This is a genomic window from Tamlana crocina (genome assembly GCF_012037625.1).
Genome location: NZ_JAAVJS010000002.1, coordinates 90811 through 111681, shown reverse-complemented (window position 1 = coordinate 111681; position 20871 = coordinate 90811). Strand labels below are relative to the sequence as shown.

Annotated in this window: 21 protein-coding genes; 10 read left to right on the top strand and 11 right to left on the bottom strand. The window is 38.8% G+C overall.

Features of this window, described 5'->3' with window-relative positions; all coding sequences use genetic code 11:
• Positions 1 to 97: 97 nt before the first annotated feature.
• From miaA to HC176_RS01930, 7 genes are all read right to left on the bottom strand, one after another.
• A complete protein-coding gene (gene miaA / locus HC176_RS01960; protein WP_167916507.1) occupies positions 98 to 1024 on the bottom strand; it encodes a tRNA (adenosine(37)-N6)-dimethylallyltransferase MiaA in 927 nt (308 codons plus the stop codon).
• Positions 1017 to 1850 (bottom strand): ion transporter, encoded by an 834-nt coding sequence (locus HC176_RS01955; protein ID WP_167916614.1) that lies wholly within the window; start codon positions 1848 to 1850, stop codon positions 1017 to 1019. Before HC176_RS01955 ends, miaA begins: the two co-directional genes overlap by 8 nt.
• Before the next feature lie 23 nt (positions 1851 to 1873).
• Entirely contained in the window at positions 1874 to 3244 is a 1371-nt protein-coding gene (locus HC176_RS01950) for an exonuclease domain-containing protein (protein WP_167916613.1), read from the bottom strand.
• A gap of 17 nt (positions 3245 to 3261) precedes the next feature.
• Positions 3262 to 3924 carry a YggS family pyridoxal phosphate-dependent enzyme gene (locus HC176_RS01945; RefSeq protein WP_167916506.1) on the bottom strand — a complete coding sequence of 221 codons (663 nt, stop codon included), beginning with the start codon at positions 3922 to 3924 and terminating at the stop codon, positions 3262 to 3264.
• A 118-nt stretch (positions 3925 to 4042) separates the two neighbouring features.
• Positions 4043 to 5281 carry a DUF1015 domain-containing protein gene (locus tag HC176_RS01940; RefSeq protein ID WP_167916505.1) on the bottom strand — a complete coding sequence of 413 codons (1239 nt, stop codon included), beginning with the start codon at positions 5279 to 5281 and terminating at the stop codon, positions 4043 to 4045.
• A gap of 71 nt (positions 5282 to 5352) precedes the next feature.
• Complete coding sequence (locus HC176_RS01935) at positions 5353 to 6237, bottom strand: 3-hydroxyacyl-CoA dehydrogenase family protein (RefSeq protein ID WP_167916504.1); 885 nt, start codon at positions 6235 to 6237, stop codon at positions 5353 to 5355.
• 111 nt (positions 6238 to 6348) lie between these two features.
• Positions 6349 to 7308: a Gfo/Idh/MocA family protein gene (locus HC176_RS01930; RefSeq protein ID WP_167916503.1), complete on the bottom strand. Its 960-nt coding sequence runs from the start codon at positions 7306 to 7308 to the stop codon at positions 6349 to 6351.
• A gap of 252 nt (positions 7309 to 7560) precedes the next feature.
• On the opposite strand from HC176_RS01930, the gene HC176_RS01925 reads away from it, so the two are divergent.
• Positions 7561 to 8202 (top strand): protein-L-isoaspartate(D-aspartate) O-methyltransferase, encoded by a 642-nt coding sequence (locus HC176_RS01925; RefSeq protein ID WP_167916612.1) that lies wholly within the window; start codon positions 7561 to 7563, stop codon positions 8200 to 8202.
• 99 nt (positions 8203 to 8301) lie between these two features.
• On the opposite strand, the gene HC176_RS01920 is transcribed toward HC176_RS01925, so the two are convergent.
• From HC176_RS01920 to HC176_RS01905, 4 genes are all read right to left on the bottom strand, one after another.
• On the bottom strand, positions 8302 to 8841 hold the full coding sequence (locus tag HC176_RS01920) for a pyridoxamine 5'-phosphate oxidase family protein (RefSeq protein ID WP_167916502.1): 540 nt from the start codon (positions 8839 to 8841) through the stop codon (positions 8302 to 8304).
• A 10-nt stretch (positions 8842 to 8851) separates the two neighbouring features.
• Positions 8852 to 9409 carry a hypothetical protein gene (locus HC176_RS01915; protein ID WP_167916501.1) on the bottom strand — a complete coding sequence of 186 codons (558 nt, stop codon included), beginning with the start codon at positions 9407 to 9409 and terminating at the stop codon, positions 8852 to 8854.
• A gap of 68 nt (positions 9410 to 9477) precedes the next feature.
• Entirely contained in the window at positions 9478 to 9936 is a 459-nt protein-coding gene (smpB, locus tag HC176_RS01910; protein WP_167916500.1) for an SsrA-binding protein SmpB, read from the bottom strand.
• 49 nt (positions 9937 to 9985) lie between these two features.
• On the bottom strand, positions 9986 to 10195 hold the full coding sequence (locus tag HC176_RS01905; RefSeq protein ID WP_167916499.1) for a dodecin: 210 nt from the start codon (positions 10193 to 10195) through the stop codon (positions 9986 to 9988).
• Between the two features lie 307 nt (positions 10196 to 10502).
• On the opposite strand from HC176_RS01905, the gene lpdA reads away from it, so the two are divergent.
• The 9 genes from lpdA (at position 10503) to HC176_RS01860 (ending at position 20744) form a co-directional block, all read left to right on the top strand.
• On the top strand, positions 10503 to 11903 hold the full coding sequence (gene lpdA, locus HC176_RS01900) for a dihydrolipoyl dehydrogenase (protein WP_167916498.1): 1401 nt from the start codon (positions 10503 to 10505) through the stop codon (positions 11901 to 11903).
• A gap of 262 nt (positions 11904 to 12165) precedes the next feature.
• Positions 12166 to 13560: a VWA domain-containing protein gene (locus HC176_RS01895; protein WP_167916497.1), complete on the top strand. Its 1395-nt coding sequence runs from the start codon at positions 12166 to 12168 to the stop codon at positions 13558 to 13560.
• A 2-nt stretch (positions 13561 to 13562) separates the two neighbouring features.
• Entirely contained in the window at positions 13563 to 14249 is a 687-nt protein-coding gene (locus tag HC176_RS01890) for a hypothetical protein (protein ID WP_167916496.1), read from the top strand.
• Positions 14243 to 14554, top strand: a complete 312-nt coding sequence (locus HC176_RS01885) for a hypothetical protein (RefSeq protein WP_167916495.1) — start codon at positions 14243 to 14245, stop codon at positions 14552 to 14554. The genes HC176_RS01890 and HC176_RS01885 overlap by 7 nt, the downstream gene beginning before the upstream one ends.
• Positions 14555 to 14819: 265 nt before the next feature.
• A complete protein-coding gene (locus HC176_RS01880; protein ID WP_167916494.1) occupies positions 14820 to 15395 on the top strand; it encodes an RNA polymerase sigma factor in 576 nt (191 codons plus the stop codon).
• Positions 15395 to 15568 carry a hypothetical protein gene (locus tag HC176_RS01875; RefSeq protein ID WP_167916493.1) on the top strand — a complete coding sequence of 58 codons (174 nt, stop codon included), beginning with the start codon at positions 15395 to 15397 and terminating at the stop codon, positions 15566 to 15568. The genes HC176_RS01880 and HC176_RS01875 overlap by 1 nt, the downstream gene beginning before the upstream one ends.
• A gap of 21 nt (positions 15569 to 15589) precedes the next feature.
• Positions 15590 to 16417, top strand: a complete 828-nt coding sequence (locus HC176_RS01870; RefSeq protein WP_167916492.1) for a mechanosensitive ion channel family protein — start codon at positions 15590 to 15592, stop codon at positions 16415 to 16417.
• A gap of 158 nt (positions 16418 to 16575) precedes the next feature.
• Complete coding sequence (locus tag HC176_RS01865; RefSeq protein WP_167916491.1) at positions 16576 to 17865, top strand: serine hydrolase domain-containing protein; 1290 nt, start codon at positions 16576 to 16578, stop codon at positions 17863 to 17865.
• Between the two features lie 257 nt (positions 17866 to 18122).
• Positions 18123 to 20744, top strand: coding sequence for an MGH1-like glycoside hydrolase domain-containing protein (locus HC176_RS01860; RefSeq protein ID WP_167916490.1), 2622 nt, complete (start codon positions 18123 to 18125; stop codon positions 20742 to 20744).
• The last annotated feature ends 127 nt before the right edge of the window (positions 20745 to 20871 follow it).

The window sequence follows — 20871 nt, the reverse complement described above, 5'->3', positions numbered from 1 at the left end:
AATGTACCACTTATTATAATTTTCAACAGTATTCAAACTTCAATTGATATCCTCTCAAAAGTTTTTTTATCAGAACAATCATAACTTAACGGAGCACTTAATTTGATAACTCTTCTTCAGCGTAAATTCTTTCATTAATTGCATCAATAATATATTCAGAAGGAGTTAAATAATCAAACCACAACTTATCTTCATTTTTTCTAAACCACGTTAGTTGTCGTTTGGCAAAGCGTCTCGTATTTTTCTTGATTTCAGAAATGGCAAAATCCAAGCTCCATTGGCCTTCAAAATAATGGAACAGTTCTTTGTAGCCTACAGTGTTCAGTGCGTTGAGGTGCCTCTGCGGAAAGAGTGATTTGGCTTCATCCAACAAACCGTTGTACATCATCATATCCACACGCTTTTCAATACGGTTGTAAATGGTTGGCCTTTCGGCGGAAAGTCCAATAGTTATGGTTTTAAAGTTGCGCTTATCTTTTTCTTTGTTCAAAAATGAAGAATAGGGTTGGCCGGTACCGATACAAATTTCCAAAGCACGGATAACACGATGCGGATTGTCAATAGCAATGGTGTTATAAGAAATGGGATCCAAAACTTTTAGTTGTTCCTGTAAATGGGTGAGGCCTTTTTTGTCTAAATCGGTATTCAATGTGTCTCGGATGCTGACGTCAACATCCGGAAAATCATCCAGCCCGTTAACCACTGCATCAACATATAAGCCCGAACCGCCTACCATTACCACTAGGTTGTGTTTTTCGAATAACGCATCCAAACGGGTTATGGCGTCGCGCTCGAAAGCCCCAACGCTATACTGGTCGTGAATGGATTTATGATGGATAAAATGATGCTTGGCGGCACTGAGTTCTTCTGGGGTTGGAGCGGCGGTGCCGATTTGCATTTCCTTGAAAAACTGGCGCGAATCGGCCGATATGATTTCAGTATTAAAATGCTGAGCCAATTTAATACTCAATGCCGTTTTGCCTATGGCCGTAGGGCCAGTAATCGAAATTAAATAGTTACTCATCGTTTAATTTATGGCCACACTTTCTGCAGTATGAAGCGTCTTCCATTATAATATCAGATCCGCAGTTTGCACAAGAGCTGTTTTCCTTGTTGGGCGATTTTCCCCTTGTTGAAGCGTATTCGGCCGAAACGATTCCGGTGGGCACAGCAATTATGCCGTAACCAATAATCATAATAATGGTTGCCAATATTTGCCCAACGGCAGTTTGCGGGGTAATATCGCCAAAACCAACCGTAGTCAGGGTGACGATACACCAATAAATACTTTGTGGAATGCTTTTAAAGCCATTGTCAGGGCCTTCAATTAAATACATCACCGTACCCAGAATGATGGAAATTATAAATACAAAGAATATAAAAATGAAAATTTTAGACCGACTGTTTCTTAAGGCTCTAATAAGTTTATTCGATTCGCCAACATATCGAATTAATTTTAAAATCCTAAATATTCTTAGCAAACGCAAGGCTCTGAAAACAGCTAAAAACTGGGTGTCTAAAATAAAGAATGAAATATATTTTGGAAGGGTTGACAGTAAATCAACGATGCCGTAAAAACTTAAAATGTATTTTTTGGGTTTCTTTACACTTACAATTCTTAAAATGTACTCAATGGTGAACAAAATGGTGATGACCCATTCTGAAATGTTGAAAAAATTATGGTATTTATTATCGAAAGACTCAACACTTTCCAGCATCACGATAATGATACTGTAAATGATGGCCATGAGTAAAACAATGTCGAACAACTTTCCGGTACGGGTATGGGTGCCATATATCACTTCGTGGATTTTGGCTCTCCATTTGCTAAAGTTGCTCGATTTCTCCATAGTGCGCAAAAATACTAAAAGATTTAATTTTCGTTTAAGTGAATAACTTTTAAACGCTTATTTTTTCTGAGGTAACTTTGGATGATGTGCTGCACGTCCCTATTGTTCTGCATTGGGGTGATGATGGATTCCAAAACATCAATATTGTTGATTTGATAATTCAGGTTGAAATAACCAACACCTTGAAAAACACCGTCTTTAATTAATATGGCGCTGCGTTCGTCCACATCCCGGCCACGGTCAATGATTACCATATTTTTGTTAGAATAGCTGTTTTTGTCAATAAGTTGTTTTACCCTTTGGTTATACGATTCTGGGGATTCTTTTTGTATGCAAGCCCCTTGGCATTCCTTAATATCGTAATTGAAACAACTGGATTTTGTTTTGTACAATCCGGTGAGTTTTTGGCATAGATTAAACTCCTCGACCGCTTTGGTAATAAAGCTTTTTCCGCTTTGTCTGGTGCTAAAGGTGGTGATGGGGTTTTTTCGCCCATCGGCAATATCGATTTTTAAGTTGATATAACCGTTTTCGTCAACAAAACTATAGAGTGCATGGGTGAAAATGGAACGCCTTAACGCCCGATTGTAAATGGGACGATTCTTTTTTATCTCTTCACTTTCTTTTAAAAGCGCTACCAGTTCGCTGCCTGTAGACTCATAAGTTACCGCCGATACTTTAGATTGAATTTTTTTTGATTTGGCATGTGTGCCCGTAAAATGTTGGTTGATGCGCTTTTTTATGTTGTTGCTCTTCCCGATATAGATGATTTCTCCATCAGCTTTATGAATGTAATACACCCCCGTAGTTGATGGTAAATTTTCAATAATATCGATATGTCGCGGTTCCAGCTGATGTTTTGGGTTCGATTTGATGGATTGCTTAACAATATCTTTTTCGGTGTCTTTGTTCAGAAGCACTTTAAAGAGTTTAACAGTGGCTAGTGCATCGCCCGAAGCTCTATGGCGGTCGGTCACCGGAATGCCCAAAGAGCGCACCAGTTTACCCAAACTGTACGAGGGTTGCCCCGGGATTAAATTTTTGGACAACTCGACCGTGCACAACGATTTTCGTTCGTAGTCAAAGCCCAAGCGTTTAAATTCGGTTTTTAAAATCCTGTAATCGAAATTGGCATTGTGGGCCACCAAAATGCACTCGTCGGTAATCTCAACAATGCGCTTGGCTACTTCGTAAAACTTTGGCGCACTGCGTAGCATATTGCTATTTATCCCCGTTAGGTTAACCACAAAGGGCTGTATTTCGCGTTCGGGATTTACCAAACTTATAAATTGATCCACCACCTCATGGCCATCATATTTGTAAATGGCTATTTCGGTAATGCCTTCTTCATTGTACTTTCCGCCGGTGGTTTCTATGTCGAGTATTGCGTAAATAATCTGTGGTTTTAGTGTTAATTTCTTTCCCCAAAAATACTACTTCCAATTCTAACCATATTACTACCGCACTCAATGGCCAACGGGTAATCGCCGCTCATGCCCATACTGATGGTTTTGGGTTGAAAGTTTGGTGCTTCAATGGTTTTTAGTTTCTCAAAAGCTGATTTTAAAGCATTGAATTCCTTTCCGATTTGGGCATCATCATCGGTAAAAGTAGCCATGCCCATAACCCCGGTAATCCGAATGTTTTTTAATTCTGAAAAGTTTTCTGATTTTAAAATCCCTGAAGCATCATCTAAGGTCATGCCAAATTTTGAATCTTCTTCAGCAATTTTTATTTGAAGCAGGCAGTCAATAATGCGTTCGCTTTTTTGTGCCTGTTTATCAATTTCCTTCAGCAATTTATAATTGTCCACTCCATGAATCAGCGATACAAACGGTGCCATATATTTCACCTTGTTCCGTTGCACATGGCCAATCATGTGCCATTCAATGTCTTTTGGAAGAGCCTCGTATTTTTCGGCCATATCCTGAATTTTGTTCTCGCCAAAAACGCGTTGTCCAGCATGGTAGGCTTCCATAATATCGCCAAGCGGTTTGGTTTTTGAAACAGCCACCAATGTAACGTGGTCAGGTAACGAAGATTTTATTTTTTCAAGGTTGTCTTTAATGTTCATATTGGCTAAATATAACTTAAATTTTTAAGATTTTTCGTCTGTTTGATGCTTTTGTGCTGGTTTAGTTTTTAGTTGATTTTGGTGTTTTTCGTTACTGGTAACGGGTCTATTTAGAAACCTAAAATTCATAAACGGTTACCCCACTACTTAATTTGGGTTGAATGAAGGTGCTTTTAGGAGGCATGGTCAAACCTTGGTCGGCAATAGCTTTTATCTCGTTAATGGTCGCGGGTACGAGTCCGAAGCCAACAGCAAATTCTCCGCTATCCACTTTATTTTTAATTTCCGTAAGGCTGTTTTTGCCATGCAGATAATCGATGCGCGAATTGTTCCGTAAATCGGAAATGCCCAAAATAGGCTTTAATACCGTTTGAAAAAGTATTTGTGCATCCAGAGCCTCCAACGCATTTTGAAAATTATATTGATTTTCAAGTAGTGAAATAGCATAAAATTCGCCATCAAGATACATGCTGAATTGGTGTTTTTCCGTAGGTTTACAAAGGTCCATGCCTCGGTTTTCTATTCTGAAATTTAGTTGCAATTGCTCTAAAAATAGATCTTTTGAAAGTCCGTTTAAATCTCTCACCAATCGGTTGAATTCATAAATTTTGAGCTCCGATTCTGCAATAAAAAAGCCCATAAAAAAATTATAGGGTTCGTTTCCTGTGTGGTTTTTGTTTTCCTGCTTTAGACTTTCAGTTAATAAATTTGATGATGCCGATCTGTGGTGGCCATCGGCAATGTAAATGGAATCGATGTTTTTAAATTCTGTTGAAATTTGGCCAATCGTGGCATCACTTTCAATTTTCCAAAGTTTATGGAAATCTTCGTTATCGGTTGAAAACTCAAACTCGGGAGTTGTGTTTTGTGTTTCTGAAATGATACCGGTAATTGAGGTGTTGTCTGCATAGGTTAGCAAAACAGGCTCGGCATTGAATCCCACTGTTTTTAGGTAATCCTTAAACATATTTTCGCGATGCGCAATGGTATCTTCATGCTTTTTAATCACGTTGTTTTTGTAATCTTCGGTGCTGGCGGCCGCAATAATGCCCGAGAATGAAACCCCGTTGCTTTTTCTGATTTTATAAACGTAATAGCTAGCTCTATCGTCTTGTTTAAAAACACCTTGGGCTTTGAACGTCTTGTAATGGTTTTTCACCAAAGTATAGCGCTTTTTCCTTTTGACGGCGTTCTGGTGCTTGTAACTGGGGTTGACAATGTTTAAAAACGAATAGGGATTGGTGCTTAAAATATGCTCCATTTCGGTTGGAGAATAGCTTTGGTACGAACGCGAGGCTACCAATTCAACTTTTTCTGGAGTAGGTTTTACGGCTTTAAATGGGAGTACTTTGGCCATGCTTTTTAGTTGGCAGTAAGCAGTACTCAGTATTCAGTTAATGACTGCCAACTGAGTACTGCCAACTGAGACTATTTAAATTGTTTAGAAACTTTTTCTGCCTTTTTACTTTCGGAATAATCATAAAAACCTTCGCCCGATTTTACGCCCAATTTACCAGCGTTGACCATATTGACCAAAAGGGGACAGGGAGCATATTTCGGATTTTTAAACCCGTTGTACATCACATTCAAAATAGAAAGACAAACGTCCAACCCAATAAAATCGACCAGTTGCAACGGTCCCATAGGGTGTGCCATGCCCAGTTTCATTACGGTATCAATTTCCTCAACGCCAGCCACGCCATTGTACAGGGTTTCAATAGCTTCATTAAGCATGGGCATTAAAATTCGGTTGGCTACAAATCCTGGATAATCGTTTACTTCCACAGGGGTTTTACCCAATTTTTTTGAAAGTGCCATGATGGTTTGGGTCACTTCGTTTGAAGTGTTGTAACCACGGATAACTTCAACCAATTCCATAATCGGTACAGGATTCATAAAATGCATCCCGATAACGCGTTCTGGTTTTGTGGCGGCCGCAATTTGCGTGATGGAAATAGACGAGGTGTTGCTAGCCAAAATGGTGTGTTCGGCGCAAGTTTCGTCCAGTTCCTTAAAAATACGGAGTTTTAAATTGAGGTTTTCGGTGGCAGCTTCAACCACTAAATCGGCTTTTTGTATGCCGCTTAAAATTTTGGTAAACGTAGAAATGTTTGCCAAAGTGGCCGTTTTATCGGCTTCGGTTATTTTTTCTTTAGATACCATCCTATCTAAATTTCTAGAAATGGTGTCCATGCCTCGTTTTAAAGAAGCTTCGCTAACATCAATAAGGTTGACTTTAAAACCGTTTTGTGCAAACGTATGAGCAATGCCATTGCCCATGGTGCCTGCGCCAATAACTGCAATGTTTTTCATAGAAGTATTTTTATAAGTCGATAGTCAAGAGCTGTTAGTCGGTAGCCAGCTTTAGGTTTTTTCTCTTCACCTTTCTTTTTTCATGCTTCCAACTTCAAGCTTTCCGCTATCTTAAAAACTATCAATAATCTGATTCGCTACACGCAGAGCCTCGGTGCCATCATGAAGCGTAACTTCTGGTGCACGGTTGTGTTTTATGGCTTCGGCAAACGATTCCAATTCATCTAAAATGGAATTGTTTTCTGGTATTGGTGGATTGTCAAAATAAATTTGCTTCTTTACGCCTTCCGCATTTTGTAAAATCATATCAAAATCGCCCGGGGTTTCAGGCGCATCCTTCATTTTTACCACCTCACATTTTTTGGTAAGGAAATCGACTGAGATATAGGCATCCTTTTGGAAGAAACGCGCTTTCCGCATTTTTTTGAGGGAAATACGACTCGCCGTTAGATTGGCCACACAGCCGTTTTCAAATTCTAAACGAGCATTGGCAATATCGGGCGTATCGCTGATTACTGCAACGCCACTGGCCGAAATATGCTTGATTTTCGACTTAACGATACTCAAAATAATATCGATATCGTGGATCATTAAATCCAACACCACGGGAACATCTGTGCCTCTTGGGTTGAATTCTGCCAAACGGTGGGTTTCGATAAACATGGGCGATTGAATGTCGTTTTTTACCGCCAGGTATGCCGGGTTGAACCGTTCAACATGCCCCACTTGTCCGCGTAGGTTGTTTTGTGCTAAAAGACGCCTGATTTCTTCGGCTTCCTCAACAGTGTTGGTAATGGGTTTTTCAATAAAAATATGTTTGCCCTTAGCAATGGCCTGTTTGGCACATTCGAAATGCGAAAGGGTGGGCGTAACGATATCTACCATATCAACGGCATCAATCAGCGCATCAACGGAATTGAAGAACTTATAGCCAAACTCGGCTTCTATTTTTTTGCCGTGGGCTTCGTCGGCATCATAAAAACCAACCAGTTCGTATTTTTCAGATTGTTTAAGGAGTCTTAAATGGATTTTTCCTAAGTGCCCGGCACCAAGTACACCTGCTTTTAGCATAATTTTTACGTTTTCAACAAAAATAAGATAATTAAAACGTCAATTTAAGGAATTCACTTTAATTTTTGTTTCGATAATCGAGATTTAAATGCTCCGATACTTGCATCGAAACGAAAATAGTTTTTCTTACAAAATTTTTATGAACTTGCTCCGAGTTCGTTTATATCTAAAACCTGAAAACTAAATTCTGCCGAAATTGCTTTTAAGCTTTAAAATGTTTTGAGTAATTTTATCGATTCTAACACCACCAAATTGAAAGATACATTTAAGCATAAGGGATTGCGCCAGCAGTTGGTTAACGAGTTAAAGCACAAAGGCATAGTTGATAAATCGGTTTTAAATGCCATTAACAACATTCCGCGGCATTTGTTTATGGACTCGGGCTTTTTGCATTATGCTTACGTGGATAAAGCCTTCCCGATTGCAGCCGACCAAACCATTTCGCAGCCCTATACGGTGGCTTTTCAAACGGAATTGCTCCAAATAAAAAAGGGCGATAAAATTTTGGAAATCGGTACGGGCAGCGGCTACCAAACGGCCGTATTGTGCGAAATGGGCGCTAGGGTTTATAGTATTGAACGCCAAAACGAGCTGTTTAAAAAAACCAGTAAGTTTTTACCTAAATTGGGCTATCGCGCTAAAAAACTCATTTTTGGTGACGGTTATATCGGATTGAGAGAAGAAGCGCCTTTTGATGGTATTTTGGTTACTGCTGGGGCGCCTTATGTGCCTACACCACTATTGAGCCAACTTAAAATTGGTGGGCGATTGGTGATTCCCGTAGGCGACGACGTGCAAGAAATGACCATGTTTACCCGCAAAGGCCCAAAAGAATTCGATAAAGAGGAATTTGGCGCGTTTAGATTTGTACCCCTTTTGGAGGATAAGAATTAGGTTTGTTAGCAGTTAGCAGTTAGCAGTTAGCAGTTAGCAGTTAGTTGTTGGAATTTAGTCCCGATAGCTATCGGGATTGGTATTTGAGATAGTTGAATTTTAACGAATCTCCGTTTCAAACCCATCAATGCTTTTGGCGTTTTTTTCCTGTTGATAGGCTTTTATTTTTTCCTTGCCCTGTTTGGTGCTCCAAGCGTTTAGCTGTTCGCGATCTTCTTTAAAATCCATAAACGGAATGGAATATCCGCAAGAGGTTTGCACTAAATCAATATCCATAACGATAATTTGCCGAGAGCCGGTGTTTTCTTCAAACAGGCCGATATGTTGTTGAAATTTGGCATCCGTTTCATGATAAATTTTGGCCTGTCCGTAAAGCCGTAAAATAAGTGGTTTGCCTTCAAATGCGCAGAACATAATGGTCATACGGTCATTCTTTAAAAGGTGTGCTGCCGTTTCGTTGCCGCTTCCTGTTAAATTGAGCCACACCAATTTATTTGGACCCAACACGCGCAACGAATCATAACCTTTGGGCGATACGTTTACTCGGCCATCGGTAGCCGCTGTACCCACAAAAAAGATGTGTTGCTTTTTAATAAATTTTTGGAGTTCGGGCGTGATTTCTGGAAGTTGTTTTCCCATGGTTAGCTGCTTAAGGTAAGTATTTTTTAGGAATGGGGTTTTCGTCGTTTTCCTGTGCCCACATAATGTTTACAATCCACCAACGTGTGCCGTCGTAAAACAATTGAATGCTGTTAACGCCGCGCATAAAGGGTTCCTCGTCAGTATTTGAATAAAACGCTTCGTAAGTGCTGAAAACGTGAACAATATTGCCAAAATGCTCGACTTTTCGGTGGATTTCCTTTTCAATGAAACCATGTTCCATCATCCATTTTTCAGACGTTTTTTTATAGTCTTTCGGACTTAAATAACGTGTGTCGTAAACAAAATCGTCATTTAAATGCGAAACCACCATTTTGGCTTCTGGCTTAAAAAGATAATGAAATTGTTTCCAATTTCTTTTTTCTTCCTTTTCACCTGAAATAGAACCGTACAAGGCTTTTATGGTTTTGTTTAGGGTGTAAACGGCCGTGGTGTCTAAAACTTTTTCTTCTTGTTCTTCGGTTTTTTCTTCTTTATTGGAATCGTCTTGGGCATGGATTTGTAAGCCGAAAAAAATGGCGATAAGGAGAGCCAGTGGGTATTTCATGTTTTTCCTCTTTTTATCTAAAAAAGTTAATACTAAGCCATGTTCATCAAAAAAACAAGCCATAATTATTAATTATAAGCTTTTTTTATACGGTCCAGATTGCGTTTGTTATCGCGGTCTTTTATGGTTTCCCGCTTGTCGAACAGTTTTTTACCTTTTGCTAGGGCCACAACCAACTTGGCCAAGCCATTTTCGTTGATAAATAATCGCAACGGAATAATGGTTAGCCCCGTATTTTGTACTTCTTTGCTAAGTTTTTTTAGCTCCCTTTTATTGAGGAGTAATTTGCGTTCGGCTTTGGGCCTGTGGTTATAATGGGTGCCGTATTTGTATTCTTCAATGGTCATATTTACCACAAACAGTTCGCCACGGTCGTTAAATTCGCAAAAACTTTCGGCAATAGAGGCTTTACTGTTTCTAATCGATTTAATTTCGGTACCCGACAGAACAATCCCAGCGGTGTATTTTTCCAAAATTTCATATTGAAACTTAGCTTTTTTGTTCTGTATGTTGATGTTTTTTTGCATGACGCACAAAACTACATAATTTCAGTTGAGAAATATATAGTGTGCTTCATTAATTTTTCATGGTAAAGCCCAATTTTACGGTAACCTGCCACATATCAACTTTACCTTTTTTTATGTTTCCGCGCGTGTCGATAACTTCAAACCATCTGAGATTCTGTACCGATTTTGAAGCTTTTTTAATGGCGTTTTCAATAGCGTCATCGCTCGATTTGGCCGAAGTGCCTACAATTTCAATCTTTTTATAAATATGCTCATCCATAATATTTTGGTTTTAATTAATGTGAATCATTAAAATACGAAAAAATAGTTTGGTCAGAAAAAAATAGGTGTAATTTCAAATTGAAAACATGAAAAAATGGTGTTGATTAATCGATTGAGCACTTTGTTGAAATAGCAGAGGAAAATATGTTAAAATTTCAGTTTATATTTACGATTAAGGGAAAATTATTGAAGTATTTATTGAAAATCAATATTTCATTCCATAAACCTTGCTTTTTTATTGCCCTACCATAAAACATTCGTATTTTTGATTTTGGTTAAAAACTAAAGAATTTCAAAATAAAAATATGAACTCATATGATGTAGCCGTAATAGGCTCCGGTCCTGGCGGATATGTAGCAGCGATCCGTTGCGCACAATTGGGCATGAAAACTGCCATTATTGAAAAATACTCAACTTTAGGAGGTACTTGTTTAAACGTGGGATGCATCCCCAGTAAAGCGCTTTTAGATTCTTCGCACCACTACGAAGATGCCGTAAAGCACTTTGAAGAGCATGGTATTGAAATTCCTGGCGATGTTAAGGTGAATCTGGAAAAAATGATTGCCCGTAAGCAAGCGGTGGTGGATCAAACCACTGGCGGTATTGATTTTTTAATGAAGAAAAACAATATTGACGTTTACCAAGGTTTAGGAAGTTTTAAGGACGCGACACATATTACCATTGCTGGTGAAGAAATAACCGAAATTGAAGCCAAAAACACCATTATTGCTACCGGAAGTAAGCCATCAACTTTGCCATTTATAGACATAGATAAAGAACGCATCATTACTTCAACCGAAGCTTTAAAACTAAAGGAAATACCAAAACACTTAATCATTATTGGTGGTGGTGTAATCGGTTTGGAGCTTGGTCAGGTGTACAAACGTTTGGGCGCCGAGGTGTCTGTGGTTGAGTTTATGGACCGTATTATCCCGACGATGGATGGCGGACTTTCAAAAGAATTGAACAAAGTGTTGAAGAAGCAAAAGTTCAGCATGAATGTTTCCCATAAAGTAAAATCGGTTGAAAGAAAAGGCGATGAGGTTATTGTAAAAGCCGATAACAAAAAAGGTGAAGAAGTTGAATTTAAAGGCGATTACTGTTTGGTGTCTGTAGGGCGTCGTCCATATACCGATGGATTAAATGCCGAAGCCGCTGGTGTTAAAGTAAACGACAGAGGGCAAATTGAAGTAAACGACCATTTACAAACGTCGGCATCAAATATTTATGCGATTGGTGATGTGGTAAAAGGGGCTATGTTGGCACACAAAGCTGAAGAAGAAGGCGTGTTCGTAGCCGAAACTTTAGCCGGACAAAAGCCACATATCGATTATAATTTAATTCCTGGTGTGGTTTATACTTGGCCAGAAGTAGCTGCTGTAGGTAAAACCGAAGAGCAGTTAAAAGAGGCTGGTGTGGAATACAAATCGGGACAATTCCCAATGCGTGCTTTAGGTCGTGCCAGGGCGAGTATGGATATCGACGGATTTGTAAAAGTATTGGCCGATAAAAACACCGATGAGATTTTAGGTGTACACATGGTTGGTGCCCGTGCAGCCGATATGATTGCTGAAGCCGTTGTAGCGATGGAATACAGAGCATCGGCGGAAGATATTTCGCGTATGAGCCATGCCCACCCAACCTTTACAGAAGCTATCAAAGAAGCGGCGCTTGCTGCAACTGGAGATAGAGCTTTACATATTTAAATTGCTATTCCCACTAATTTTGGGTTACTATACAAAAGCGGACTTGTTTTAAGTCCGCTTTTTTTATTGGCATGAATTTCCAGTGGTTATATGTGTGTTGCCCAATTTCAATGCCTTGTTTTAATAAAAAGGTTTCGCTATCTTACATAACCAAAATCTACTTCGCTTAAATACTAAGTTGTTTTTTTCCCTAGAGCTCAATAATATGCTATATGCATGGTAGCCATCTTTTGTCTTTTTTGAACTATTAAAATTAAAACCTGTGAAAAAGTTAGCATTGTTATTCGTTGTTTTTTGTTTTTTCTTGAAGCCCCATGCGCAGGAGGTTTCTCCCATTTTGTTCATTTATGATGCCAGTGGTTCCATGTGGGGCAAGTTGGAAGATAGAACCAAAAAGGAAATCGCAGCCGATGTTTTGGCGGAAACAGTTGGCAATCTTCCCGAAAATCAAGACGTGGGATTGTTGGCTTATGGGCATCGAAAAAAAGGAGATTGCGACGATATTGAATACCTTGTTGATTTAAAGAACCATTCAAAAGCCAAAATAATAAATGGTGTTAAAGAAATAAACCCTTTAGGAAAAACACCTTTGGCGCGGTCGGCAACAATCGCAATAAATTCACTTAAGGAAAATAAAACCAAGGCTACTATCATTCTAATAACCGATGGCATAGAATCCTGCGATGGAGATATTTGCGATGTGGTTTCAAAAGCTAAATTAGAAGGCATCGAATTTAAGTTGCACATTGTTGGATTTGGTTTAAAGGAAGGTGAAAAGGAACAGCTAAAATGTGCTGCAAATGCCGGTAATGGAAGCTATCATGATGCGGCCAATGCCAGTGGTTTGCAAGAAGTGTTAACAGAAGCCACTTCCCAAACGGTTGATGGCCCAAAAGGGAATTTTTCAATTTATGCCACCAAAAACGAACAACCTGTTGATGCCTGGGTAAGGGCCTATAAAAAAGGTACAAAGGAAGAAGTTGATGCGGGCAGAACGTACAGAGACACTTCGTTTCTGTATTTGCCTCCCGGTAAATACGACCTTCAAATCCAGCCTTTGGAAAACACCAGAATAAAAGGTACTTCGCTTACCGTAGAAAGTATTGAAGGTAGAATGGGGCATGAAACCGTAAGTTTTGATGGTGGAAAAATAAATATTATCACCCTAAATAACGGCGAAGGTTGGGATTGTACCAGTAAAATTATGACGAAAAGTGGTGAAGTTGTGGGCGGTAGCCGTACGTATGGTCGCCCAAAAATCATTGAAGTGAATGCAGGTGTTTACGATATCGAGTTGGTGGCACTTAGAATTAAAGGACTTCATACAACCTATAAAATAGAAGATGTTGAAGTGCAATCGGGAAAAACGGTTGAAGCCAAGCACGAATTCAAAAGTGGTATTGCCTTAATTAGTGTTTCGGGTGGAGGTGCTTTGGTCGATGCTACGGTAAATATCAAGGATAAAAACGCCAACAAAGGGGTGACGGGTGGCCGAACTTACACATCGCCAAATAACAACCCGAAAGAATTTATTTTAAATCCGGGGGTGTACGAGGTTGCCCTAAAAGCGCTCACGGAGGGATTTAGAGGGAAAAGTGAAACCTTCACCATGGAGATTAAGCAAGGGGAAACCTTTACTAAAACCATAAACTTTTAACTATGGCGCATAAAATGTTAAAGGGGTATAGCTTTCTGTTTTACTTTTTAATGCTCGTTTTTAGCTTCTTTGTAGGTTTAAGTTATGCGGGATTAGTTGGTGCAGGAAAAAACCAAGGTTTGGCAGGGGGCGCCATAGTGTTGGGTTATGGTGTTGTAGCCATGTTCCTTGGTCTTTTGGTGGCGCTTTTAGTCGCTTATAAATTCCAAAGAAAGCTTGTTTTTCGCCTCAATATAGCATTGGCTGTATCAATTGTAGGGTTCTGGGGCTATTTTCACCTTAAGTATTTAGAAAAGCAAAAAGCAAGGGCGCTGGAAAAGCAAAAGATAGAGCGACCCAAAACTCCGAAAAAAGAAGTGCCAACAAAACCTGTTTCTACGGCAGCCGAACCTATGGCAAAACTTTATAAAACCAATTTTCAATCCAACGAAAGTGAGTCGGGTTTAGGAATGTTTACTCCAAATTTTTCAGAACACATGGTGCTTTATTTTTACGGAAATCTCAATTTTGAAAAATCATTGATGGAACACAGTCCCACAGATAGCATCACATTCAAAAAGGCTGAATATGGAGGCTACGAAATAGCTACGGCACCGCCTTGGTTAGTGCCTAACCATTTAAAATCGATTACGGTTTGCTATATTTTAAAGTGCAATCCGTCACCCAAGAATTTGTCGAGGTTGTGGTAAACACAATAAGTCATAAAACGGCTTATGTCAACAAACATAAAGGCCAAACGTTATATTGGCCTGAGTTTTTGTTGGGTGTGCATAGTGTTGAGTTTTTTAATCCAAATACGTCTTCCGTCTTTGTAAAACCATTTGCCCATGCAAACAGAATAAACATCCCGTACAGTTTTATGAAGCCGTTGCGAATTTCAGATGAATGGATGTTTGTTGCGCTCATTGATGACCATTTTGAGACCGTTGGTAAAGGTTGGATAAAATGGGTTAAAGGAGGAAAGTTCTTGGTGCGTTATTCATTGTTGAGCTAAATATTCAAAGTCAACTGTTTTTCGTTTTACGTAATTTTTTTTTAATAACTTAAACGATCTTTAAAGGTGGTTGGTGTTTTGGGTTTTTGTATATTGTTGATTGTCAATTGGTAATATTCGTATTGTGTGCTGTTTGAATAACGTCAGGTTGACCAAAGTACTCAAAACATAATAAAATTAGGCTTTTATATCTCTTTTTTTTTGTGACCATTTAAAAGCAAAGGTGTCTTAATGTTTATAAACAACTAATAGCTATTAGCTAAATTTGAAAACCCTCAACGACATTAATAAGTTATCAGATGAAGATTTGGTAAAGGCAATTGTTAAAACCAATAACACATTGCTATTTGAAATTTTGTACGATAGATACGCCGGGTTGGTGTTTAACAAGTGTTATGGGTTTTCAAAAGACGAGGATGAAGCCAAAGATTTGGCGCAGGATGTGTTTTTAAAGCTCTTTGTTAAGTTGGGGAGTTTCAAAGGAAAATCGAAATTTTCAACTTGGCTGTATGCTTTTACATATAACCATTGCGTAAATTATGTAACCAGAAATACGGCCAAAAAGTTTGAAAAACAGTCTGTCGATTACAAAGATATTGAAAACCTTTCTGAAGACGATGATGACGATGATGGGTTTGTAAATATGCGTGTCGATAGGTTGAAGGAAGCATTAGAGCTCATTTCCCCAGAAGAAAAAATGATATTGTTGCTAAAATACCAAGATGGGCTTTCCATTAGGGAAATAGAAAGTGTTTTAGACATAGGAGAAAGTGCGGTGAAAATGCGCATTAAACGAGCAAAAGATAAGTTGTTGAAAGTATATAACGAGAAGTTTAACTAATGGAAAATCCGTTTAAACATATAAATCAGCCGCTTAAGGAAGTTCCAGAAGAACTTAAAGCAAAGGTTATGAGTGATATTGCCATGGCAAAATTGCTTATGGATCTAGCTAAACTATTCTCTGTAGACCCAGCAAAAATTATAGAACAAAGCATAAAAAAAAGGAAAGAATAACCAATAACAAAATAACTAAATATGGATAAAATTACAGCTTGGAATGATAGCGTTAAGGCATCGTTGTCGGCTATGACGGCCGAGGTGGCAAAAGTTATTCCCAATTTGTTGGGCGCCATAGCTATAATAATAATCGGTTGGTTGTTAACCAAACTTTTGGTTGGTATAGTAAGAAAAGCATTAAAATTTGCCAAGGCCGATAAACTGGACGATAAAATAAACGAAATTGAAATATTTGATGGTAAAAAACTCAATTTCGATGTTATAAAAATTACCACCAAGTTTGTAAAATGGATCATGTATATCATGATACTTATTGTGGTAACCGATATTTTGAATCTTACCATGGTTTCGGCCGAGATACAGGATTTCTTGGGGTATTTGCCCAAGTTGTTTTCAGCGTTGATTATTTTTACCATTGGTTTGCTCTTGGCTAATTTTGTTAAAAAAGCTATCAAATCATTTTTTGAATCGATGGATCTATCGGGTTCAAAATTTATAAGTCAGATTGTGTTTTTCTTGCTTTTACTCTTTGTTTCCATAACGGCTTTAAATCAGGCAGGGGTAGATACCGAGATTATTACAAGCAACGTCACCATGATTTTGGCTGCTTTTTTACTGGCCTTTGCGTTGGCATTTGGTTTTGGAGCTCAAAGAATTGTGGCCGATCTGTTAAAAACCTTTTATGCTAGAAAAACTTATGAAATAGGACAAGAAATTGAATTTGGACAAATAAAAGGCAAAGTGGAATCGATTAATAATATTTCAGTAACCTTGAAAACAAAAGAAGGTAAATTAATAGTACCCATAAAAGATATTGTAGAGAGCCAAGTAAGTGTACGGGATTAACTTTAAGTTAGGGTTAAAATTTGGTTGGTTATTTTCTGTATGCCCAAAAGCTCTCTACTGTTACAATCCTTTTCCGTTCGGAAGGGGATTTTTTTGTTTGATATTAAAAACTAAATTAGCAAGTCTTAACTATTAAACAAACCAACAAAATCAAACACATGAAACGACTGATTTTTGCTTTTGCAACCGCTATTTTGTTAACCGCTTGTTTTAAAAAGGAGGCTTCAATTAAGGAAGAATTGCATACTTCAACCAAAGTTTTAAACGAAGGCATTTCTAATGAAAGGTTAAGCAGAATAGATTCAATGCTTTCCCAATCAATTGAAGAAAATAAAGTACCCGGTGCCGTCGCTTTAATTTCTAGAAATGGAAAAAATGTATATCACAAAGCCTTTGGTTTGGCCGACAATACCTCGGGAAAAACGTTAGAAAAAGATGCTATTTTTAGAATAGCTTCACAAACAAAAGCCATAACATCAACCGCGGTAATGATGCTTTGGGAAGAGGGTAAGTTTGGATTGGACGAGCCGATTTTAAAATACATTCCCGAGTTTAAAAACGCTATCCTTTTAAAGTCGTTTAATGAAGCCGATTCGTCTTTCACTACCATACCTGCCGAAAACTACATTACCATTAGGCATTTGTTAACACATACTTCGGGGCTTGGCTATGGTCAAATAGACGGCGATTCACGTTTTAAAAAAATATATGCCAAAGCAGGTGTGATAGATTTGTTCACCACAAAAGACATTAGCATTGCCGAAAGTGTAAAAATACTAGCAAAACTACCTTTGCACCACAATCCGGGCGAACGGTTTACTTATAGCGAAAGTATCGATGTGTTGGGCTATTTTATTGAAATTATTTCAGGAATGCCATTGGATGAATTTTTTAAAACCCGGATTTTCGAGCCTTTAGGCATGAAAGATACCCAGTTTTATTTGCCAGAATCGAAATACGATAGGTTGGTAACAGTACAAACTTTTGAAAATGGGCAATGGGTAAAATTTCCGGTAACCTTTTACGATACCGATTATCCTAAAAAGGGGGCAAAACGCTTCTTTTCTGGAGGAGCGGGACTTACCAGCACAGCTTCCGATTATGCCAAGTTTTTAAATATGTATTTAAACGGGGGTGAGTTGAATGGCAAGCGATTGTTAAGTCGCACTACGGTTGAAACGATTTTAACCAATCAAATTCCATATATCTCAGAAGATATTAATGCCGTTCATGGTTTGGCCTTTGGTTTGGTCGATAAAAAAAAGCACGATTTGGGAGGCAATGGCAGCGAAGGTACTTTTGAATGGGGCGGTTATTTCAATACACAATATTTTGCCGATCCAAAAGAAAACCTAATCGGTATTTTAATGAAACAAACCCAGCGAACAAAAAACGATGATACCTCGACAAAGTTCAGGATTTTGGTAAATGCCGTCTTAGCGGATTGATTTCTATGAACATTATGGTCAGCTACAACATTTTAAAATAGAGAAACTACTGTTTTGTCAAATTAGCCCCATGTTTTTTAGTGTGTTATCAAAATAAATCCAAGAAAAAATCAATTAAATAATACTTTTTCGGCAGCATGATTTATTGCTCGAAATAGCGTATTTTTAATTGAAAGGCCGGGGAATAGTTTTTCTTTGTGTCGCATGTTCATTACAGCAATAATACAACTTCATAATTCACTAACTCACTTATCAATATGGTTCAAAAAGGTATCGAAGCAGAGCGTTTAAAAGAAGCAAATACATATAAAACATGGAAAAAATGGGGACCATATTTGGCCGATAGGCAATGGGGAACGGTACGTGAAGATTACAGCGAGCACGGTACATCGTGGGAATTCATTGATCACGACAAAGCGAGAAGTAACGCCTACAGGTGGGGCGAAGAGGGCATTGCAGGGTTTTGTGATGCCCGTGAGATTTTATGTTTGGCACCCGCTTTTTGGAACGGAAAGGATGCCATTTTAAAAGAGCGCCTTTTTGGTTTGACCAACAATCAGGGGAACCACGGTGAAGATGTCAAGGAACTGTATTTCCATCAGGTGAGTTCGCCAACCCATTCCTATTGTAAATTTCTTTATAAATATCCGCAAAACGAATTTCCGTATTCAGATTTGGTACACAGCAACCAACGAAGTCGCGATGAGTTTGAATTTGAACTTTTGGATACTAAAAGTTTCAAAAACAATGCCTATTTCGATTGTTTTGTAGAGTATGCCAAAGCCGATACCAGTGATATTCTTATGAAAATAACCGTGGTGAACAGAGGCACTAAAAAAACCAAGGTACACGTGCTTCCCCACCTTTGGTTTCGCAATTTCTGGAAACATAATAAACGGCACACGCGACCTAGTATAAAATCGACTTCCAAACGAAGTGTGATGTCGAGAAGTACCCGAAACGGCCGCTATTATTTGTATCACGAAAAAGGGAAGCAACTCTTCTGCGAAAACGAAACCAATAATAAACGGATTTATAATGTACCTAATGAAGTAAAATACGTTAAGGACGGAATAAATGAACGCGTAGTAAATAAAAAACGGACGGTCAACCCCGAAAAAAATGGGTCTAAATTTGCCGTTTGGCACAAGTTGAAGCTCAAACCCGGTCAGGAAAAAACGATTAGAATTCGTTTAACCAAAACAAAAATGAACGACCCTTGGGCTGATTTTGATACCTTGTTCGAACAACGCATGAAAGAGTGCGAGGCATTTTACAATGAAACCATCAACAATGATATTCCTGAGGCTCATAGAAAAATTGCCAAGGACGCTTTTGCAGGACTGCTTTGGACTAAACAATTTTATTATAACGATGTGTTTAAATGGCTTTTTGGAGGCCCCGGAGAAGCAAAACCGCAGCGTTCCAACTTAAGAAATTATAATTGGCAGCACCTTACCAATAGACATATTATTTCGATGCCCGATAAATGGGAATATCCGTGGTATGCCGCTTGGGATTTGGCGTTTCATATGGCCTCTTTTGTTGAGGTAGATCCGTTTTTCGCCAAGGAGCAGCTTCTTTTGGTGCTCAAGGAAAACTACATGCATCCCAACGGACAAATTCCGGCTTACGAGTGGAATTTCAGCGATGTGAATCCGCCAGTGCACTCTTGGGCGGTGTGGCATGTTTACGATAAAGACAAAGCGTACAACGGAAGCGGTGATACGGAGTTTTTGGAAACGGCATTCCAAAAGCTGTTGCTCAATTTTACGTGGTGGGTAAACCAAAAGGACAAAAGCGGTACCGACCTATTTGAAGGTGGGTTTTTGGGCTTGGATAATATTGGGGTTTTCGACCGTAACCACATGCCGCCCGGTATTACCCGAATGCAGCAATCTGATGCCACGAGTTGGATGGCTATGTTCGCTTTAAATATGTTACGCATGTCGTTAGAACTTTCCAAAACCAATAAAATTTATGAAGAAGCTGCAGCAAAGTTTTTCAGGCATTTTTTAAATATAGCCTGGGCCATGCACCATATCGGGAAGAAGGATATATCGCTTTGGGACGATGAAGACAATTTTTATTATGATGTGGTTGAAATGGAAAGTGGCGCCACCGACCGATTGAAAGTACGGTCGTTGGTAGGGGTGATTCCCATGTTTGCCGTTGAAATTATGCATAAGGATCTTTTTGAGGAACTCAAGGAATTTAGAATCAGGGCCAACGAAATTATAAGAACGCGCCCCGATTTGGCGTCTTTGATTTCCAATTTAGATGACCCCAACGGAAAGGGCTACTATTTATTCTCCATTATGCGCGCCTTTAGGCTGGAGCACCTTCTTAAACGACTGCTGGACGAAGATGAGTTTCTTTCAGATTACGGTATTCGGTCGCTTTCAAAATACCACGAAAAGCACCCGTTTGTTTTCGAGCATCATGGTCACCACCAAATTCAGTATGAACCGGGTGAAAGCCGCTCCAATATGTTTGGCGGAAACTCCAATTGGCGTGGGCCTATTTGGATGCCCATAAATTATATGATTATCCAATCGCTGCGTAAATACTATAAGTTTTACGGGCCAACGTATCAATATGAATTTCCAACGGGTTCGGGCAATAAGCTTAACCTCAATCAGATTGCAAACCAGCTCACCAAAAGGCTGATTAAGCTTTTTGAAGCTAATTCAGATGGAAAATTCCAATACCATGCTGATGACCCAGATAGTAAATTTGCCACCGACGAACATTTTAAAAACTTGCACCTGTTCTATGAATTTTTTGATGGCGATACAGGTAAAGGTCTCGGAGCCTCGCACCAAACGGGGTGGACCGCTTTAATTGCCAATTTAATTATGGAAATGGATGAGGATTGAAATTTATTTTAAAAAGAGTTTCTAAAGCTTTTTTTAGTTATGGTTACAAGTTTGGTTCTGTGAGTTTTATGTTTAAAACTCTTTATAAGTTTTACCCTTTTGTCGTAGTTTAATATTTACATTTGAC

Coding starts and splice junctions, on each gene's coding strand:
- HC176_RS01870 (WP_167916492.1), top strand. CDS start 15,590: ATGGATAAAATTACAGCTTGGAATGATAGCGTTAAGGCATCGTTGTCG.
- HC176_RS01930 (WP_167916503.1), bottom strand. CDS start 7,308: ATGCTAAAAGCAGGTGTACTTGGTGCCGGGCACTTAGGAAAAATCCAT.
- smpB (WP_167916500.1), bottom strand. CDS start 9,936: ATGCAAAAAAACATCAACATACAGAACAAAAAAGCTAAGTTTCAATAT.
- HC176_RS01915 (WP_167916501.1), bottom strand. CDS start 9,409: ATGAAATACCCACTGGCTCTCCTTATCGCCATTTTTTTCGGCTTACAA.
- miaA (WP_167916507.1), bottom strand. CDS start 1,024: ATGAGTAACTATTTAATTTCGATTACTGGCCCTACGGCCATAGGCAAA.
- HC176_RS01955 (WP_167916614.1), bottom strand. CDS start 1,850: ATGGAGAAATCGAGCAACTTTAGCAAATGGAGAGCCAAAATCCACGAA.
- HC176_RS01935 (WP_167916504.1), bottom strand. CDS start 6,237: ATGAAAAACATTGCAGTTATTGGCGCAGGCACCATGGGCAATGGCATT.
- HC176_RS01875 (WP_167916493.1), top strand. CDS start 15,395: ATGGAAAATCCGTTTAAACATATAAATCAGCCGCTTAAGGAAGTTCCA.
- HC176_RS01890 (WP_167916496.1), top strand. CDS start 13,563: ATGGCGCATAAAATGTTAAAGGGGTATAGCTTTCTGTTTTACTTTTTA.
- HC176_RS01945 (WP_167916506.1), bottom strand. CDS start 3,924: ATGAACATTAAAGACAACCTTGAAAAAATAAAATCTTCGTTACCTGAC.
- HC176_RS01940 (WP_167916505.1), bottom strand. CDS start 5,281: ATGGCCAAAGTACTCCCATTTAAAGCCGTAAAACCTACTCCAGAAAAA.
- HC176_RS01860 (WP_167916490.1), top strand. CDS start 18,123: ATGGTTCAAAAAGGTATCGAAGCAGAGCGTTTAAAAGAAGCAAATACA.
- lpdA (WP_167916498.1), top strand. CDS start 10,503: ATGAACTCATATGATGTAGCCGTAATAGGCTCCGGTCCTGGCGGATAT.
- HC176_RS01905 (WP_167916499.1), bottom strand. CDS start 10,195: ATGGATGAGCATATTTATAAAAAGATTGAAATTGTAGGCACTTCGGCC.
- HC176_RS01865 (WP_167916491.1), top strand. CDS start 16,576: ATGAAACGACTGATTTTTGCTTTTGCAACCGCTATTTTGTTAACCGCT.
- HC176_RS01920 (WP_167916502.1), bottom strand. CDS start 8,841: ATGGGAAAACAACTTCCAGAAATCACGCCCGAACTCCAAAAATTTATT.